At 73.0% G+C, this 17,844-nt stretch carries 14 protein-coding genes; 7 read left to right on the forward strand and 7 right to left on the reverse strand.

Features of this window, described 5'->3' with window-relative positions:
* Together E1212_RS13750 and E1212_RS13755 are read left to right on the forward strand one after the other, a co-directional pair.
* The gene (locus E1212_RS13750) at positions 1 to 1,077 is read left to right on the forward strand and encodes a carbohydrate ABC transporter permease (protein ID WP_203416834.1); all 1,077 of its coding nucleotides are present in this window, start codon (positions 1 to 3) and stop codon (positions 1,075 to 1,077) included.
* A complete protein-coding gene (locus E1212_RS13755; RefSeq protein ID WP_131983341.1) occupies positions 1,074 to 2,033 on the forward strand; it encodes a carbohydrate ABC transporter permease in 960 nt (319 codons plus the stop codon). The genes E1212_RS13750 and E1212_RS13755 overlap by 4 nt, the downstream gene beginning before the upstream one ends.
* 127 nt (positions 2,034 to 2,160) lie before the next feature.
* Here E1212_RS13755 and E1212_RS13760 read toward each other — a convergent pair whose 3' ends face one another.
* Complete coding sequence (locus E1212_RS13760) at positions 2,161 to 5,097, reverse strand: helix-turn-helix transcriptional regulator (RefSeq protein WP_203416836.1); 2,937 nt, start codon at positions 5,095 to 5,097, stop codon at positions 2,161 to 2,163.
* 49 nt (positions 5,098 to 5,146) lie between these two features.
* Entirely contained in the window at positions 5,147 to 5,377 is a 231-nt protein-coding gene (locus tag E1212_RS13765) for a hypothetical protein (RefSeq protein WP_131983343.1), read from the reverse strand.
* A 214-nt stretch (positions 5,378 to 5,591) separates the two neighbouring features.
* On the opposite strand from E1212_RS13765, the gene E1212_RS13770 reads away from it, so the two are divergent.
* Positions 5,592 to 7,025, forward strand: coding sequence for an NAD-dependent malic enzyme (locus E1212_RS13770; RefSeq protein WP_131983345.1), 1,434 nt, complete (start codon positions 5,592 to 5,594; stop codon positions 7,023 to 7,025).
* 11 nt (positions 7,026 to 7,036) lie between these two features.
* A complete protein-coding gene (locus E1212_RS13775) occupies positions 7,037 to 7,597 on the forward strand; it encodes a YqgE/AlgH family protein (protein ID WP_420814376.1) in 561 nt (186 codons plus the stop codon).
* Between the two features lie 548 nt (positions 7,598 to 8,145).
* Here the strand turns inward: E1212_RS13775 and E1212_RS13780 are convergent.
* The 3 genes from E1212_RS13780 to E1212_RS13790 form a co-directional block, all read right to left on the reverse strand.
* Positions 8,146 to 8,442 carry a hypothetical protein gene (locus E1212_RS13780; protein WP_131983349.1) on the reverse strand — a complete coding sequence of 99 codons (297 nt, stop codon included), beginning with the start codon at positions 8,440 to 8,442 and terminating at the stop codon, positions 8,146 to 8,148.
* Positions 8,429 to 9,424: a C2 family cysteine protease gene (locus tag E1212_RS13785; protein WP_131983351.1), complete on the reverse strand. Its 996-nt coding sequence runs from the start codon at positions 9,422 to 9,424 to the stop codon at positions 8,429 to 8,431. Before E1212_RS13785 ends, E1212_RS13780 begins: the two co-directional genes overlap by 14 nt.
* A gap of 83 nt (positions 9,425 to 9,507) precedes the next feature.
* On the reverse strand, positions 9,508 to 9,768 hold the full coding sequence (locus E1212_RS13790) for a DUF3039 domain-containing protein (protein WP_131983353.1): 261 nt from the start codon (positions 9,766 to 9,768) through the stop codon (positions 9,508 to 9,510).
* A gap of 63 nt (positions 9,769 to 9,831) precedes the next feature.
* Here E1212_RS13790 and E1212_RS13795 point away from each other — a divergent pair, with 63 nt between their 5' ends.
* Together E1212_RS13795 and E1212_RS13800 are read left to right on the forward strand one after the other, a co-directional pair.
* Positions 9,832 to 11,259, forward strand: coding sequence for an MFS transporter (locus tag E1212_RS13795; RefSeq protein ID WP_203416839.1), 1,428 nt, complete (start codon positions 9,832 to 9,834; stop codon positions 11,257 to 11,259).
* Between the two features lie 111 nt (positions 11,260 to 11,370).
* Positions 11,371 to 13,170, forward strand: a complete 1,800-nt coding sequence (locus E1212_RS13800) for a DEAD/DEAH box helicase (RefSeq protein WP_131983357.1) — start codon at positions 11,371 to 11,373, stop codon at positions 13,168 to 13,170.
* 143 nt (positions 13,171 to 13,313) lie between these two features.
* Here the strand turns inward: E1212_RS13800 and E1212_RS13805 are convergent, their stop codons facing one another.
* Positions 13,314 to 14,837 (reverse strand): golvesin C-terminal-like domain-containing protein, encoded by a 1,524-nt coding sequence (locus tag E1212_RS13805; RefSeq protein WP_131983359.1) that lies wholly within the window; start codon positions 14,835 to 14,837, stop codon positions 13,314 to 13,316.
* 107 nt (positions 14,838 to 14,944) lie between these two features.
* On the reverse strand, positions 14,945 to 16,387 hold the full coding sequence (locus E1212_RS13810) for a helix-turn-helix transcriptional regulator (protein WP_131983361.1): 1,443 nt from the start codon (positions 16,385 to 16,387) through the stop codon (positions 14,945 to 14,947).
* A gap of 131 nt (positions 16,388 to 16,518) precedes the next feature.
* On the opposite strand from E1212_RS13810, the gene aceA reads away from it, so the two are divergent.
* Positions 16,519 to 17,811: an isocitrate lyase gene (gene aceA, locus E1212_RS13815; RefSeq protein ID WP_131983363.1), complete on the forward strand. Its 1,293-nt coding sequence runs from the start codon at positions 16,519 to 16,521 to the stop codon at positions 17,809 to 17,811.
* Positions 17,812 to 17,844: the final 33 nt, after the last annotated feature.

A 17,844-nucleotide genomic window follows, 5' to 3' on the forward strand; every position in this document is an offset into this window, starting at 1 on the left:
GTGACCGCGACGGTCACCCGGGACACGCCGGCGGGCCGGACCCGGCCGGTCCGCCGACGCCCGGTCTCCGGATATCGGCTGCAGGAGCGCCGCGCCGGCTGGCTGTTCGTCGCACCGGCCGTGATCGTGCTGGTGGTGTTCCTGTTCGCGCCGATCGTCATGGCGGCGTGGGTCAGCCTGCTGGACTGGAACGGGCAGTCCAGCCCGTTCTCCGGCGAGGCGGAGTTCGTCGGGCTCTCCAACTACCAGAGCCTGCTGGCCGACGCGGGGCTGCTCCGGGGCGACTTCATGCTGAGCGTGCGCAACACGCTCTACTACGTCCTGTTCAACGTCACCGGCGTGGTCGTGCTGTCGTTCGTGCTGGCACTGGCCGTGAACTCCTACGTGCTGCGCGGCCGGTCGTTCTTCCGCACCGTCTTCTACTTCCCCGCCATCACGTCGTCGGTGGCGATCAGCGTGCTGTTCCTCTTCCTGTTCCAAGGGTCCGGCGTGGTGAACGTCGTGCTGTCCTGGGTGGGGATCGACGGGCCGACCTGGTTCACCGACCCGCGCGGCGTGCTGCACATCGTGCTGGGCTGGGCCGGGGTCGACGCGGCGCCGGGTGCCTTGGCCGACACGACGGTGGGCGGGCTGAGCCTCTGGAACTGGCTGTCCGGGCCGTCGGTCGCCATGTGCGCGCTGATCGCGCTGACCATCTGGGCGTCGTCGGGCACGTTCATGCTGTTCTTCCTGGTCGGGTTGCAGGACATCCCGGTCGAGCTGGAGGAGGCGGCCGCCATCGACGGCGCGAGCGCCTGGCAGCGCTTCCGCCACCTCACGCTGCTGCTCATGCGCCGCAGCATCGTCCTCGTCATCACGCTGGCGCTGATCAGTAGCTGGCAGGTGTTCGACCAGGTGTTCATCCTGTCGCAGGGCGCGCCGGCCAAGACCACGCTGACGCCGGCCTACATCTCCTACGTGCGCAGCTTCGGCGACGGTCAGTTCGGCGTCGGCGCGGCCGTCGCGTTCGTGCTGTTCGCGATCATCATCGTCCTCACGCTGGTGCAGCGGTGGGTGGGAAGGGAGCGGCGGGCATGAGCGGGCTGCTCGAGCGACGACGGCGACAACCTGCGGACCCGCGGGCCGCGCGGTCCGCACGGTCCGAGCGCGAGGCCGTCCCCGTCGTCCTCACCGACCTGTACTCGCCCCTGTCGCGCAAGGTGCTGGTGCGCGTCATCGGCTACGGGCTGCTGGCGCTCGGGACGATCCTGTACCTCGGGCCGTTCCTCGTGCAGATCGCGACGTCGTTCAAGACCGACGCCGACGCCGTCACGAACCCCGTCTCGCTGTGGCCGTCACCGGTGTCGACGGCGGCGTGGGCGGTGGTGGCGGGGGAGAACCCGGCCTACTCGATCCCAGTCTTCCGCTGGCTGGGCAACTCGTTCCTCGTGACCATCTCGGTGACGCTGGGGCGGCTGATCATCGACAGCCTGGCCGGCTACGCGCTGGCCCGGCTGCGCTTCCGCGGCCGCGCGGTGGTCTTCGCCGGCGTGGTCGCGGTGCTGGCCGTGCCCGGTGTCGTGCTGCTGATCCCGAAGTTCCTGGTGCTCAACCAGCTGGGCATGTTCGACAGCTACGCCGGCATGATCCTGCCGCTGTTCTGCGACGCCGTCGGGATCCTGCTGATGAAGACGGCGTTCGAGGCGGTCCCGGCGGAGCTGGACGAGGCGGCGCGCATCGACGGCGCGGGCGTGTTCCGGACGTTCTGGAGTGTGATCCTGCCGCTGGTCCGCCCGGCGCTGGTGACGGTGACGATCCTGTCCTTCCAGGGGTCGTGGAACGAGTTCACCCACTTCCTGGTGGCGACGTCGGACCCCGACCTCGCCACGATGAATCTCGGCATCGCCCGGCTCACGGCCGGTGACCTGCAGGGATCTCAGCAGTTCCCGCTGAAGCTGGCGCTGGCGACGCTCTCGACCATCCCGATCGCGATCGTCTACGTGTTCTTCTCGCGGTACTTCCTGCGCTCCGGCAACGCCACCGGGCTCAAGTGACGGCGGCCTCTCGGCGAGCGCCTCGGCGACGGCTCGACGTGCCGGCCGCCATGATGCCGGTGAGAGGTGCACGCGGGACGCGCGCGGCCACTCTGCCGGGGCCGGCCGCCCGGTGTCGCCGGGGTTGTCAGCCGTCGGCGAGCAGTCCGCGCTGGTGGGCGACGGAGACGGCCTCGGTGCGGCTGGCGGCGCCGAGCTTCGTCATGACCCGCGACAGGTGCACGCTGACGGTCTTCTCGCTGATGAACAGCTCTTCGCCGACCTTGCGGTTGGTGTAGCCGCGGGCCACGAGCTCGAGCACGGACAGCTCGCGCGGTGTCAGCAACCCGGTGGCCGGCAGGACGGTGCCGGGCAGCGCGAGGTGCGCACGGCGGGCGAGGTCGCGGACGGCGTCGGCCAGCGGTTGTGCGCCCAGCCGCCCGGCGGTCTCGTGCGCGGCCGCGAGCTCGACGGCGGCGGCGTCGCGGTCGCCGGCGGTGACCAGGACCTCGCCGAGCCGCCACTGCGCCAGCGCGGCGTGGAAGACGTCGCCGTAGCCGAACGCCTCGACGGTGGCCCGCCACGGCGCGGGGTCGGTGGAGCCGGTCAGCCGGGACTCCTCGGCGGCCAGCCGGGCCAGCCAGGCCACCCCTTCGGGGCCGAGGCGATCGGCGCGCGGGATTCCGTGCTGGGCGGTCAGCCGGGCGTGCTCGGCGAAGCGGCGGCCCTCGGCGACGGCGGCCGTCTCGGCGTGGGTGTCATGCTCGAGACGGGCCACCCGGGCGGCGTCGGCCAGCGCGCCGATGGCCAGCACGGCCAGCCGGATGCCGCCCAGCGGCCACCGGTCGGCGTCGCCCTTGCGCATGGCCGCGATGGCCTCGTCGGCCAGCGCGGTGGCATCGGAGTGCCGGCCCTGCCAGCCGGCCATCTCGACGCCCGCGACACCGGCGAGCAGCGCGATCTGGCCGTCGCGGTGCCATTCGGGCCGGACCCGCACGAGCTCGCGCTGGGCGTCGTCGAAGTGGCCGCGGCTGACCTTGATGATGGCCGCCGAGGCCGCCAGCAGCGCGGTGATGGTGTCGGACACCTGCTCGCCCGGCGGGCTGGCGGCGGCCAGCGCCTCGTCCCAGCTGCCGTGCCCGTAGTGGACCATGGCGCGCAGCCAGCGCAGCTCGAGGCCGTACATGCTCCACGTGACGCCGAGCGCGTTGGCCCGTTGCACGGCGGCGTCGGCCAGGGCGACGGCGGCGTCGAGCAGCCCCTGCTCGTAGCGCGTGGTGACGAGGTTGAACGAGGCGCGCAGCTCGACGTTGGCGGAGCCGACCCGGACGGCGTTCTGCCGGGCCTGCTCGAACAGCGTGCAGGCGTCCTCGACGGCGCCGGCGCGGAGGTCGTTGAAGGCCAGCGAGATGAGCGCGTCGGACTCGGCGCTGACGCTGCCGGCGGCCCGGGCGTCCTCGATGGCCTGCTCGGCGTAGGAGCGCGAGACGTCGTCGTCGGTGGCCCAGAGCGTGCGGGCGCGTAAGGCCAGGACCCAGGCGCGGGTGCGGCTGGGCGGCTGGGACTCGACCAGCTCCCAGGCGTCGGCGATGGTCTTCTGCGCCTCGGCCCACCGGCCGTTGGCCAGGAACGCCTCGGTGAGCTGACGGCGGACGTCGGCGCGGGTGACGGAGTCGGAGTCGCGGTCGGCCACCACGACCGCTGCCTGCGCGTAGGCGAGCGCCCGCTCGGGGTGTCCGGCGGCGCTGGCGACGTAGGCGGCCTTGCGGGTGAGGGTGAGCTCGTCGACGCCGGCGTGCTCGGCCGGGTTCTGCACCGCCGACCACAGTTCGAGCGCCTGCTCGACGTGGCGCAGCTCGGCCGCGAGCGCACCGACCCGCATGGCGTCGTCGGCCGCCTTGACCGATGCGGCGAGCGCCGTGGGGAGGTCGTTGCTGCGCAGGCTGTGGTAGGCGAGCGCGCCGGCCAGCTCGTCCTGCTGGAGGTCGACGATGCGCCGGGCGTAGGCGGCGTGCAGCCGGACTCGCTCGCCGGGGAGCAGGTCGGCGTAGACGGCCTCGCGCAGCAGCGCGTGCCGGAAGGTGTAACCGTCCTGGTCGTCGGTGACGAGGATGTGGTGCTGCAGCGCCTCGCGCAGCGCGGCGTCGAGCTCGCCGTCGGGGAGGTCGACGACGGAGCGCACCGCGGCGTGCCGGACATGCCGGCGGCCGGTGACGGAGATGGCGCCGACGACGCGCTGGGCCGCCGGGCTGAGCGTCTCGACCCGGGACAGGAGGACATCGGCCAGGGCCGTGGGGATGCCGCCGACCGGGCCGGTGGCGCTGGCCGCGACCAGCTCTTCGGCGAAGAACGCGTTGCCCTCGGAGCGGGCGGCGACGTCGGCCATGAGCTCGGCGTCGATGCTGCCGTCGGCCAGGGTCTCGACGAACGCCAGGGTGTCGGCCGGGCCGAACGGCGTGAGGTCGAGCCGCTCGACGACCGGCAGCCGGACCAGCTCGGCGAGCAACGGGCGCAGCGGGTGCTGCCGGTGGAGGTCGTCGGAGCGGTACGTGCCGACGAGCAGCAGCCGTTGCCCGGCCAGCCGCGAGACCAGGAACGAGAGCAGGTCGCGGCTGGAGGCGTCGCTCCAGTGCAGGTCCTCGACCGCCAGCAGCACCGGGGCGTCGTCGCCCAGCTCGGCGAGTGCGGTGAACATGGCGTCGAAGAGCTGCAGCTGGCCGAGGTCGTTCTCTTCGCGCGACGGCGCCGCGGTGCTGGCCGTGCGGCCGATGAGCCCGGACAGCGCCGGGCGGGCCTCGACGAGGCCGGGCCGGAGCGCCCGCAGCTGTTCGACGACCTCTTTGAACGGCAGGTACGGCAGGCCGGCCTCGCCGACGCTGAGGCAGCGGCCGAGCAGCACGTGTGCGCCGCCCGACCCCGCCTCGGCGAGGAACTCGGTGAGCAGCCGGCTCTTGCCGACGCCGGCGTCGCCGGAGACGAGGACCGCACCGCCCCCGCCCGTGCGGGCGCGGGCGAGCGCCGCACGCAGGCGACCGATCTCGTCGCCGCGCGCGATGAAGGGGACTCCGGTACCGAGCCGAGGCACGATACCGATGCTCGCACACCCCTCCGACATCGGCGTGAGCATTTTCCGGTCAGCAGACGCGGCCGCCGGGCTGTGGCCCCGCGCTCACCGCGCGCGGCCGGGCGTACTGCACCGCCGGCCGGGGGCGCCGGGTGGCGCGCCGGCCGGCGGCGGGGTGGTCCTCCGTCATGCGAGCGGTCCGCTCGGCGCGGTTCGTCCCTTTGGTGCGGCGGCCCGCGGCGACGTCGCGCCTGACCTGCTCGCGGCGGTAGCCGATCTCGGCGAGGACGCTGTCGATCATGATGTCCCTCCCTCGGACTTCTCTTCTCACACGAGACTCATGCTGAGGGCGGTTCCGCGGCATCGGGCGTCCACGCACACCCCGGCGGCGCCGGCCCCTTACCCCGTCGTCCGCGGGGAGTAAGGGGTCAGTTCGGCCGACCCGGCCGCCACAGCCCGGTGGGTGCGGGATCATCTACGGTGGTCCTGCTCACATCTCGGCAAGAAGGGTCACCGTGGTCAGCGTTCCGAGCGTCTCCTACTCGATCACCGTCCGGCTCGAGGTGCCCGCGGGCGGCTCGTCGGTGGGGCAGCTCACCGCCGCCGTCGAGAAGGCCGGCGGGCTCGTCACCGCGCTCGACGTCACGGGCTCCGGCACCGACCGCATCCAGGTCGACGTCACCTGCGCGGCCACGTCGTCGGCGCACGCCGGCGAGCTGGTCATGGCGTTGCGCTCGGTGGCCGGCGTCATCATCGGCAAGGTCAGCGACCGGACCTTCCTCGTGCACCTGGGCGGCAAGATCGAGGTCGTGTCGAAGGTCCCGATCCGCAACCGCGACGATCTCTCGCTCATCTACACCCCCGGCGTCGCGCGGGTGTCGCAGGCGCTCGTCGAGAACCCCGGCGACGCCCGCCGCCTCACCATCAAGCGCAACACCGTCGCCGTCGTCACCGACGGCTCGGCGGTGCTGGGGCTGGGCAACATCGGCGCGACGGCGGCCCTTCCCGTCATGGAGGGCAAGGCGGCGCTGTTCAAGCGGTTCGGCGGCATCGACGCGTTCCCCATCTGCCTCGACACCCAGGACGTCGACGAGATCATCCGCACCGTCCAGCACATCGCCCCGGTCTTCGCCGGCATCAACCTCGAGGACATCTCCGCGCCGCGCTGCTTCGAGATCGAGGCCCGGCTGCGCGAGCTGCTCGACATCCCCGTCTTCCACGACGACCAGCACGGCACCGCCATCGTCGTCCTCGCGGCGCTGCACAACGCGCTCAAGGTGGTCGGCAAGGACATCGGCACCATCAGGGTCGCCATGTCCGGCGCGGGCGCCGCCGGGCACGCCATCGCCCAGTTGCTGGTGGCGGCCGGCGTCACCGACATCGTCGCCGCCGACATCAACGGCGTCATCCATCCCGGCCGGGCCGACCTCACCGGCGTGCCCACCTGGTACCTCGAGCACTGCAACCCGCGCGGCGTGGTGGGCGACCTGCGCGACGCCGTCCTGGGCGCCGACGTGTTCATCGGCGTGTCCGCGCCGAACGTGCTCGCCGCCGCCGACGTCGCCACCATGGCGCCCGACTCCATCGTGTTCGCGCTGGCCAACCCCGAGCCCGAGATCGACCCGCGCGCGGCGAGCGAGTTCGCCGCCGTCGTCGCCACCGGCCGCTCCGACTATCCGAACCAGATCAACAACGTGCTCGCGTTCCCCGGCGTCTTCCGTGGCCTGCTCGACGCCCGCAGCCGTTCGGTGACGACGGAGATGATGATCGCCGCCGCCCGGGCCCTGGCCGCCACCGTCAAGGACGACGAGCTCAACCCGTCGTACATCGTGCCCAGCGTGTTCCACTCCGGCGTCGCCGAAGCCGTCGCCGAGGCCGTCCGCGGCAGCGTCGAGACCATCCGCCGCGTGGCCGAGGAGACCGGTGAGTTCCCCGCCATCCCGGTCTGATGGACGATGGAATCGTGGGCTCTGAGACACTGACCGGCAAGCTGCTCGTCGCGGCGCCGTCCCTGCGCGGCTCCACCTTCGACCGCGCCGTCGTCCTCATGCTCTCCCACGACGGCGACGGCGCCCTCGGCGTCATGGTCAACAAACCCACGGAAGTACTGGTGGGCGACGTCCTGCCGCGCTGGATCTCGGTGGTGTCCGAGCCCGGGGTCGTCTTCCAGGGCGGGCCGGTGAGCCTCGACAGCGCGCTGGGCCTGGTCGCCGTGGGCGGGAACGACGAGCCGCTCGGGATCCGGCGCGTGCGCGGGCAGCTCGGGGTCGTCGACCTGGACACCCCGGCCGAGATCATCGAGCCCGCCGTGACGGCGATGCGCGTCTTCGCGGGCTACGCGGGCTGGGCCCCGGACCAGCTGGAGGGCGAGATCGACGAGGGCTCCTGGTTCGTGGTCGACGCGGAGCCGGGCGACGCCTTCCGTCTGGACGCCCAGGACATGTGGCCGGCGGTGCTGCGGCGGCAAGGTGGGCAGCTGGCCCTGATGGCGACGTTTCCGGCCGACCCGTCGATGAATTGAGGTTCTGCGGTTCCCCCCGTCCCCCTGCTGCCCATTCTCTTAGCCCCGAACGGTCGCCTCAAGCGGACCCTGGTGGCGCTTCGCGCCGTGGGGGTCCGCTTGACCCGCCCGTCCGGGGCCCAAGAACGGGCAGCTATCAGGGGGACGGGGGAGTCTGGCGACGGGTGCGGGGTCGGCGGGCCTTGGTGCGTCCGCGAGGTGGGATTTGGCGCGTTTCGCGGGGCCATCACGAGGTTCTCTGCCGCTTCACGAGGCCTGCATGCCTGGTGAAGCGGCAGAACGCCTGGTGATGTAGCGGATCGCCGATGATCATCGCGGTGCACAGCCCGTCGAACCGGGACGAAACGGGCGCGCGAACGGCGAGGCGTGCCCAGGGCCTCCCCGTCCCCCTGATAGCTGCCCGTTCTTAGGCCGCGGGTGCACGGGTCAAGCGGACCCCCAGGGCGCGCAGCGCCCACCGGTCCGCTTGAGGCGTGTGCACGCGGCTAAGAGAATGGGCAGCAAGGGGGACGGGGAGCCCGCCCACCTCACCACCCCGGCCAACTGGCTCAACCGTCCAGGCGAAGCAGCACCGCGACCGTGTGCTCGCCCAACGAACCCGGCGCCGCATCGTCGGACGACCGAGGCGCGGCGCTCGTGCTCACCACCCGCCACCGGTGTCCACCGGCCATCAGCACGTTGCCCGGCGCGTACCAGGCGGTGGTCCGGTGCCCGGCCGGATCGTCCACCCCCAGGCACACGAGCGGCGGGTCGAGGCCCATGACGGTGACCCAGGCGGCGCCGACCAGTGCCGGATAGCCGAGCCGGACCTCGATTGTCACCGTGCGGCGCTCAGTCGTCGTCATCGGTCTCGCACCAGTCGATGCGGGTGAAGAGGCGCCGGAAGAGGCCGAGCGGCAACGGCTCCGGGTGGCGCAGGCCCCACGGGTTGTGCAGCAGCACCCGCCCCTCGGGGTCGAGCCCGCACACCGCATACGCGTGACCGACCGGTGACAGCCCGTACCGCACGGCCAGCGCGGCGTCGGCGGGGTCGTCGTCGAAGGGGCGGCTGCAGGCGACCGCGGGCCGGCGGGACGTGATCAGTGCGGTCAGCGCCTCGTCGGGCGCCCGCGGCAGGCGGAGCAGCCAGCACGGCCGGCCGGTGATCCAGTGCAGCGCCTCGACCGGCAGCCCGCCCTCGCCGAGCACCGGATAGCCGCCGGCGTAGACGGCGAACGCCTTCTCGACGTACGGCACGAGCGTGGAGTGGTCGGGGGAGTGCGCGTACGCGAGCCGCCCGCTGCCGCCGTCGACCGGAAGTGTCGCGCGCAGCCGGTACCGACGCCCCGGCACGTCGACCAGCACGACGTCGTCGCCGGCCGTGGCGCGCGGCAGCAGCTCGGGCGCGCGGTCGGCCACGGCCCCCAGAGCCGCGACGAGGTGGCAGTCGCTGATGCCGCCCTGCCGCGCGAACCGCACATCGACGGCGACCGGGTGCGTGAGCGGGCGCCCCGCGTACTCGACGCCCGCGGTGACCTCGGGCTCGACGGTCAGCCCGGGGACGGGAGAAGGACCGCCGGCCGGTGTCCCCGAGGGGGCGAGGAACGGTGGCCGGCGGCCCGCCGGAGGTGAGTCGCGCAACAGCCCGCGCAGCCGCCGGGCCTCGGCGTCGACGGCGTGCAGCGTGCGGTCGGCGGCGTCGTCGACCGCGGCCACGACGCCGTCCGCACCGGCCATGCCGGCCGCACGCCCCACCGTCGCCGAGCGCAGCGCGCCGAACTCCGTCGCCGCCGCCGCGCGCAGGGCCGCCAGAGCATCGGCGGCCGCGCGGACCGGCCGCTCACCCATGGGCGCACCCGGCCGCCGCCGGACTCGTTGTCGCTCTCACACCCCCTATGGGTGTTCTCAGCGACCCGAATGTGACACGACGCTCAGGATTTCTCGCCGCCGCCGGGCTTCATGGACTCCCAGATCTCCTTGCATTGCGGGCAGACCGGGTACTTCTGGGGGTCGCGGCTGGGCACCCACACCTTGCCGCAGAGAGCGATGACGGGGGTGCCGTTGATCATGGCCTCGGTGAGCTTGTCCTTGGGCACGTAATGCGAGAACCGCTCGTGGTCGCCGTCGCCGCTGCCGGGCTGGGTGCGGCGGTCCTCGATGGTCTCGGTGCCGGGGCTCATCTGCGTGCTCACGCCGTCAGTCTACGGACCGAAATCCCGAAGAGACCATGTCGGGAGCGTCGCTATGATTCGCTCGTGACAGCGAGGCCGGCCGACGACGGCGCCCAGGGGATCCTCGGCCCGGCGTATCTCCGCCTCTCCGTCGGCATCGTCTCGGCGGTCGTGTTCGTCGCGTTCGAGTCCATGGCCATCGCCACCGCCATGCCGAAGGCCGTGCCCGAGCTCGACGGCATGGCGCTCTACGCGTTCGCCTTCTCCGCCTTCTTCACCACCAGCCTGTTCGCCATGGTCGTCTCCGGCGAGCTGTGCGACCGGAAGGGGCCGCGGCTGCCGCTGATCCTCGGCACCGGCGCCTTCACGGTGGGCCTGCTGCTGGCGGGGTCGGCGCAGTCGATGTGGCCGTTCCTGGCCGGCCGGGCCATCCAAGGGCTCGGCGGCGGGCTGGTCATCGTCGCGCTGTACGTGGTGGTCGGGCGGGCCTACCCGGAGCGGCTGCGGCCGAAGATCTTCGCCGCCATGGCGGCCGCCTGGGTGCTGCCGTCCATCATCGGACCGCTGGTCGCGGGCATCCTGACCGACGAGCTCTCGTGGCGGTGGGTGTTCCTCGGCATCGCGCCGCTGGTGCTGATCCCGGTCTTCCTGGCGCTGCCGCAGGCCAAAGCGCTCGACGGACCGCCGCCGGGCGGTGCGTCGCAGCGCAGCGGGCGCAAGCGGTTCGCCGCGGCCGCCGCGCTCGGCGTGGGGCTGCTGCAGTACGCGGGCTCGCGCGCCGACCTGCTCGGCCTGGGTGTCGCCGTCGTCGCGCTGGCGCTCATGGTGCCGACGGTGCCGAAGCTGCTGCCGCCGGGCACCATCGCGCTGCGGCGCGGGCTGCCCACCGTCGTCGCGCTGCGCGGCATCTACGCGGGCGCGTTCTTCGGCACCGAGACCTTCCTCCCGCTGCTGCTGGTCTCGGAGCGCGGGATGTCGTCGACGCTGGCCGGCCTGTCGCTGACGGGGGGAGCGCTCGGCTGGGCGGCCGGGTCCTGGTACCAGGGCCGCACCCGCACCGTCGCGCCGCGCTACCTGCTGGTGCGGGCCGGCGGCGTGTTCGTGGCGATCGCGATCTGCCTGGTCGCGCTGACGCTGGTGCCGGCCGTGCCGCCGGTCGCCGTCATGCTCGGCTGGGTCATCGGCGCGTTCGGCATGGGCATCGCGACGGCGAGCATGAGCGTGCTGCTGTTCCAGCTGTCGCCGGTCGCCGACCACGGCGCCAACTCCGCTGCGCTGCAGGTCAGCGACGCCCTGTTCACGGCGACGTTCGTCGGCCTGGCCGGCACCATCTTCGGCACCGGGCACGCGGGCGACCTCGCCGAGGCCGCCGTCGAGCACTGGGTCTACCTGGTGATCATCGGGGTCATGGCGGCGCTCGCCCTGTTCGGGGCGTGGGCGGCCGGCCGGGTCCGCACGCCGCCGGTCGCGACGCCGTCGGCACCCGATCAGACGGCGGAGCCGGCTGCGTGAGTCTGTGCGCGTCCGGCCGCGGGCTGTCGGTCCCGGCCGTTAGGCTCGAACCATCGGTGTCGGCAGTGCCGCCGGCGGACCGGACTCCGACGTCGACATCACGGGAGATGTGTGAGCACTTCGGCCGCTGAGCACCTGCCTCCTGCCTATCCCGATCGTGCCCCGTGGGGAACCGCGGGGCGCCTGCGTGCCTGGCAGGCGGCGGCGCTCGAGGACTACATGGGGCGCGACCCCCGCGACTACCTCGCGGTGGCCACGCCGGGCGCGGGCAAGACGACGTTCGCACTGCGCATCGCCGCGGAGCTGCTCGCACGCCGGGTCGTCCACCAGCTCACCATCGTCGCGCCCACGGAGCACCTGAAGCGGCAGTGGGCCGAGGCCGCCGACAAGGTCGGCATCACCGTCGACCCCGCGTTCAGCGGCCGCACGGCCCGCACCAGCCGCGACTTCACCGGTGTCGCGGTCACCTACGCCGGCGTCGCGGCGCACCCCATGCTGCACCGCGCCCGCTGCGAGAACCGCCGCACCCTGGTCATCCTCGACGAGGTGCACCACGCCGGCGACTCCCTGTCCTGGGGCGAGGCCACGCGCGAGGCGTTCGAGCCGGCGGCGCGGCGGCTGGCGCTGACGGGCACCCCGTTCCGCTCCGACATCAACCCCATCCCGTTCGTCACCTACGCGCCCGACGCGCAGGGCGTCCCGCGCAGCGTCGCCGACCACTCCTACGGCTACGCCGAGGCGCTCAAGGACGGCGTCGTCCGGCCGGTGCTGTTCATGGCGTACTCCGGTGAGATGCGCTGGCGCACCCGGGCCGGCGACGAGGTCGCGGCGCGGCTGGGCGAGCCGCTCACCAAGGACATCACCGCGCAGGCCTGGCGCACCGCGCTCGACCCGCACGGCGATTGGATCCCGTCGGTCCTGCAGGCGGCCGACACCCGGCTCACCGAGGTGCGCCGGCACGTGCCCGACGCCGGCGGCCTGGTCATCTCCACCGACCAGGAGTCCGCCCGGGCCTACGCCGCGCTGCTCAAGCGGGTCTGCGGCGAGTCGCCCACCGTCGTGCTCTCCGACGAGCCCAAGGCGTCGAAGAAGATCGCCGAGTTCAGCGCCGGCGACAGCCGCTGGATGGTCGCCGTGCGCATGGTGTCCGAGGGCGTCGACGTCCCCCGGCTCGCGGTCGGGGTCTACGCCACGGCCACCCAGACGCCGCTGTTCTTCGCCCAGGCCGTCGGCCGCTTCGTCCGGGTCCGCAAGCGCGGAGAGACCGCGTCGATCTTCCTGCCGACGGTGCCGTCGCTGCTGTCGTACGCGGGCGAGATGGAGGTCTCGCGCGACCACGTCCTGGGCAAGCCGCCCGGCGCCGACGACGACCCCAACGCCGTCGAGGAAGCGCTCATGGAGGCCGCCCAGCGCGAGGAGCCCGGCGACGGCGAAGAGCTCGTGCCGTTCGAGGCGCTCGGCTCCGACGCCTCCTTCGACCGCGTCCTGTACGACGGCGGCGAGTTCGGCACCCAGGCCCGCACCGGGTCCGCCGAAGAGGCCGACTACCTGGGCATCCCCGGCCTGCTCGAGCCCGACCAGGTCGCGACTCTGCTGCGACGGCGGCAGGCCGAGCAGCAGGCGGCTCGTGCGGCGGCCACGGCCGACGGCGACGGCGACGGCGACGGCTCGGCCGCCGGTGGCGGCCACGGCGAGCGCGACCCCGCCGTCTTCGAGCAGATCTCGCTGCTGCGGCGCGAGCTGAACGGGCTGGTCGGCGCCTGGCACCACCGCACCGGCAAGCCGCACGGCGTCATCCACACCGAGCTGCGCAAGTCGTGCGGCGGCCCGCCGGCCGCGCTGGCCACGGCGGCTGAAATCCAGGAGCGCATCGACACCATCCGCGCCTGGGCGGTCGCCCGCAGCGGCTAGGTGTACCCGGCCGGGTCCTCCGGCCGGTGAGGTGCACCCGTCCGGATGGGGACGGCGGGAAGGGGGCGGCCGCCCGCAACCTGGAGGGCTGGGTCGCAGGCGGCCGCCGGTGGGGCTCCGGGGCGCCCCGGTCGTGGGAACGTCTAGCGGGAGATGCGCACGGCGTCGGCCTCGATGGAGCCGGCGGCCGACGTCCAGCGGCTGACGCCGACGACCGGGCGGTTGCCGGCGGCCAGCGAGAAGGTCCCGATCGAGACCCAGCGGCCGCCGTTGCTGCGCTGGTCGACGTAGACCGTCTGATTGCCGCTCGGGGTCGCGACGATGTACGGCGTCCGCGAGTTGTTGGCGGGGTCCTGCGGATACCAGACCTCGACCCGGTAGGTGGCGGCCGACGGGATGTTCGCGCTGAACCAGGCGACGTCGCTGGACAGTACCGGCTGGGCGTGGCGGTGGTTGCTGCCGTACTGCCCGGGCGCCGACGCCGTGACCCAGTTGGCGCTGGCGGTGAACGCGCCGCCGTTGTCGACGATGACGCTCCACGAGGGCTCGCCGCCGCCACCGTTGACATAGCTCATGTACCGGTTCCAGTCCCAGTTGGGACCCGGGTCGGTGTGTGTCGCGCCGGGGGCCTCGCTGTGGGCGATGATGTGGGTCCGCGTGCGCGGGATGCCGTAGCGGTCGCAGACGTGGCGGGTGAGGGCCGCCGACGAGCGGTACATGGCCTCGGTGTACCAGGCGGGGTCGTTGACCCAGCCCTCGTGCTCGATGCCGATGGACCGGTTGTTGGTGTTGCCGACGTGCCAGGCGACGTCCTTGTTGCGCACCATCTGCGTCACCTCGCCGTCGGACGAGCGGATGACGTAGTGCGCCGACACGTTCGCGCTGGGGTTCTGGAACCAGGAGATGCAGCCGGCGTACGAGCCCTGGACCGTGTGAATGACTACGCGATCGATGGCGTAGTCACTGGGCCGGTTGGCGACGCGGTAGTTGCCCGAGTTGGCGGCCACCCAGCGGGCCGGCGGGTAGTCGTCGGTCATGACGGTGAACCGCTGGCCGAGCGTGGGGACGTCGGCGAACGCGCCGTAGTCGGGGGCGACGGGGCGGGCGGCGACGGTGAACGTCTCGCCGTTCGCCCGCAGGGACAGGCCACGCTCGAGCGTCTGGTAGACGGTGTCGGCCTCGAGCCGGGCGACGGACGGGTCGGCGAACGCCGAGTAGCGGGCCACCGGCTCGTACCAGGCGTCGAGGCGGCCGCGGTCGGCCGCCGTCAGCCCCGCACCGTCGGCCAGGCCACGCAGCAGCGCGGCGGCGCCGTCGACGTTGGCCGCGAGGTCGGTCTGCAGCGCGGACACCGGCTGGCCGCTGAGCTTCGAGGCCGTGCCCAGTGTGTCGGTGGTGGGGTTGCGGACCAGGTGCATGACGCCGTAGCCGCCGGCCGAGCTGGGCTGCCCGTCGTGGTCGTCGATGCGGGTGACGGTGTGCGCGAGCGCGATCAGCAGGTCGCGCGGGACGCCGTGGCGACGGGCCGCCGCGGCGAAGACGCTGGTGAGCCGCGTGACGGGCCGGACGGGGTGGCCGGCGGCGTTCGCGGCGGTGGAGACGGCGGGTGTCACGACGATGGCGGCGCCGAGCGCCAGGACGGCGCGGCGGGTGGGTTGGCTGGTCACTGCGGATCCCCTCTGTCGCCCTGCACCGGCGGGTCGCGCCGGCCGAGTCACAGCAGAACCTACCGACAGTTTGTGGCGCTGTCACCAGAATCTGGGCGAATGTCCGGTTAATCGGCCCGAGGGATGGAGTGTCGCTCGAGGAAATCGTAGACGTCGGTGTCGTCGACCCCGGGAAAAGTGCCCGGTGGCAATGCTGCCAGCAGGTGCGAGTGGACCCGCGCACTGGGCCACGCCCGGCTGGCCCAGCGGTCGGCGAGGGCGGCCGGCGGACGGCGGCAGCAGGACGGGTCGGGGCAGCCCGACGTCGCCCGGACGGTGGTCTCGCGGCCCTGGAACCACTTCGAGTGCGCGTACGGCACGCCGACGTCGATGGCGAAGTCGCCCTCAGGCGTGCTCTCGACGTGCGTGGTGCACCAGTACGTGCCGCGGCCCATGTCGGTGTACTGGTGGTGGGTGGCGTGCCGGTCGGGTGCGGAGAACACCGCCCGCGACGCCCAGAACCGGCAGACCAGCTGGCCCTCGATGGCGCCGGTGACGTCGGTGGGGAACGTGACGTCGTCGTTCTCGTACGCCTTGTAGATGACGCCGTCCTCGCCGACGCGCATGAAGTGCACCGGCAGGCCCAGGTGGTGCGTCGCGAGATTGGTGAACCGGTGCGCCGCCGTCTCGTAGGACACCGCGAACACGTCGCGGAGGTCGTCGATGGCCAGCTCGCGCCGGGCCTTGGCCCGCTGCAGGAACCCGGCCGCGGCCGCCTCGGGCATCAGCAGCGCCGCGGCGAAGTAGTTGGTCTCGACCCGCTGGCGCAGGAAGTCGGCGTAGTCGGCCGGCTCGCGGTGGCCCAGCGCGAAGTGCCCGAGCGTCTGCAGCACGATGGTCCGCGGGTCGTGCCCGCCGCGGCCGGCCGCCGGCAGGTAGATGCGCCGGTCGGCGAGGTCGGTGACGGACCGGGTGGCGCGCGGCAGGTCGGCCACGCGGTGCAGCGTGAAGCCGAGGTGCGTGGTCAGCTCGCCGACGCCTCGCTCTGTCAGCGGGCCGCCCTCGTGGCCGACGGCGCGCGAGATGCCGGCCGCGACCTGCTCGATCTCGGCGAAGTAGTTGCCGCGGTCGCGCATCTGCCGGCGCAGCTCGGCGTTGGCCCGGCGCGCCTCCTCGGGCGTGGCGGCCTGCTCGGTGGCCCGGCGCTGCAACTCGCGGTGCAGGCCGACCAGCGACTCGAGCACATCGGTGCCGAGCGTCGCCGTTGCGGCGACGTGGGGGAGCCCGAGCGACGCGTACAGCGGCTCGGCCTGTGCGTGCTCGAGCGCGATCTCGAGCGCGGCCCGGTGCGACGGCGGCTCCGGCTTCATGAGGTCGGCGACGTCGGCGCCCAGCGCCGTCGCGATGGCCTGCAGCAGTGTGAGCCGCGGCTCACGCCGTCCGTTCTCGATCTGCGAGAGCAGCGACGGCGCGCGATCGACGGCGACGGCGAGCGCGCCGAGCGTGAGCCCGGCGGCCTTGCGGGCGTGCCGGATGCGGCGGCCCAGGGTGACGAGGTCGAGATCGGCCATGCCCCCTCTTCCACAAAATTGTCCTGCCAGTGAAATTCGTCGAATCTTCACCCACTCTAGCGGTAGATCGGACCGTATGACGGCCAGCACGGTGGAGGACGTCAGCAATTCACCGCACTCCGGGAGTGAGCATGACGACGACACAGGACCGCCGGACCACCGAGGCCGCCACCCTCGCCGAGCAGTGGGCGACCGACCCGCGCTGGGCCGGCGTGCGCCGCACCTACACCGCCGAGGACGTCGTGCGGCTGCGCGGCAGCGTCCGCGAGGAGCACACGCTCGCCCGCCGAGGCGCCGAGCGGCTGTGGGACCTGCTGCGGCGCGACGACGAGCACGTGGCCGCGCTCGGCGCGATCACCGGCAACCAGGCGGTGCAGATGGTCCGGGCCGGGCTGAAGGCGATCTACCTGTCCGGCTGGCAGGTCGCGGCCGACGGCAACACCTCCGGCCACACCTACCCGGACCAGAGCCTCTACCCCGTCAACTCGGTGCCGGCCGTCGTCCGCCGCATCAACAACGCGCTGCTGCGCGCCGACGAGATCACCTACGCCGAGGGCACGGACCCCGGGTTCGACTGGCTGGCGCCGATCGTCGCCGACGCCGAGGCCGGGTTCGGCGGGCCGCTGAACGCCTACGAGCTGGCCAAGGCGCTGATCGCCGCCGGCGCCGCGGGCGTGCACTACGAGGACCAGCTGGCCTCGGAGAAGAAGTGCGGCCACCTGGGCGGCAAGGTGCTGGTCCCGACGTCGCAGCACGTCCGGACCCTCAACGCCGCGCGCCTGGCCGCCGACGTGGCCGGAACGCCGACCATCGTCGTCGCCCGCACCGACGCCCTGGCCGCGGAGCTGATCACCAGCGACGTCGACCCCGCCGACCAGCCGTTCCTCACCGGCGAGCGGACCGCCGAGGGGTTCTTCCGCACCCGCTCGGGCGTCGAGCCGGTGCTGGCCCGCGCGCTGGCCTACGCGCCCTACGCCGACCTGCTGTGGGTCGAGACCGGCACCCCGGACCTCGCCCTGGCCCGCAAGGTCGCCGAGACCGTGCACGAGCAGTACCCGGGCAAGATGCTGGCGTACAACTGCTCGCCGTCGTTCAACTGGAAGGCGCACCTCGACGACGCCGAGATCGAGACCTTCCAGCGCGACCTCGCCGAGCTGGGCTACCGGTTCCAGTTCATCACGCTGGCCGGCTTCCACCAGCTCAACTACGGCATGTTCGACCTCGCCCGCCGGTACGCGGAGAGCGCGATGACGGCCTACGTCGACCTGCAGCAGCGCGAGTTCGCCGCCGAGAGCCTCGGCTACACGGCGACGAAGCATCAGCGCGAGGTCGGCACCGGCTACTTCGACCTGGTCGCGACGGCGCTCAACCCCGACAGCGACACGCTGGCGCTCAAGGGGTCGACGGAGGAGGAGCAGTTCTGACAAGGGAATGGCTGCGGGCGGACCACCGGGGTT

Origin of the sequence: Jiangella ureilytica, assembly GCF_004348545.1 — a bacterium.
Lineage (GTDB): Bacteria > Actinomycetota > Actinomycetes > Jiangellales > Jiangellaceae > Jiangella > Jiangella ureilytica.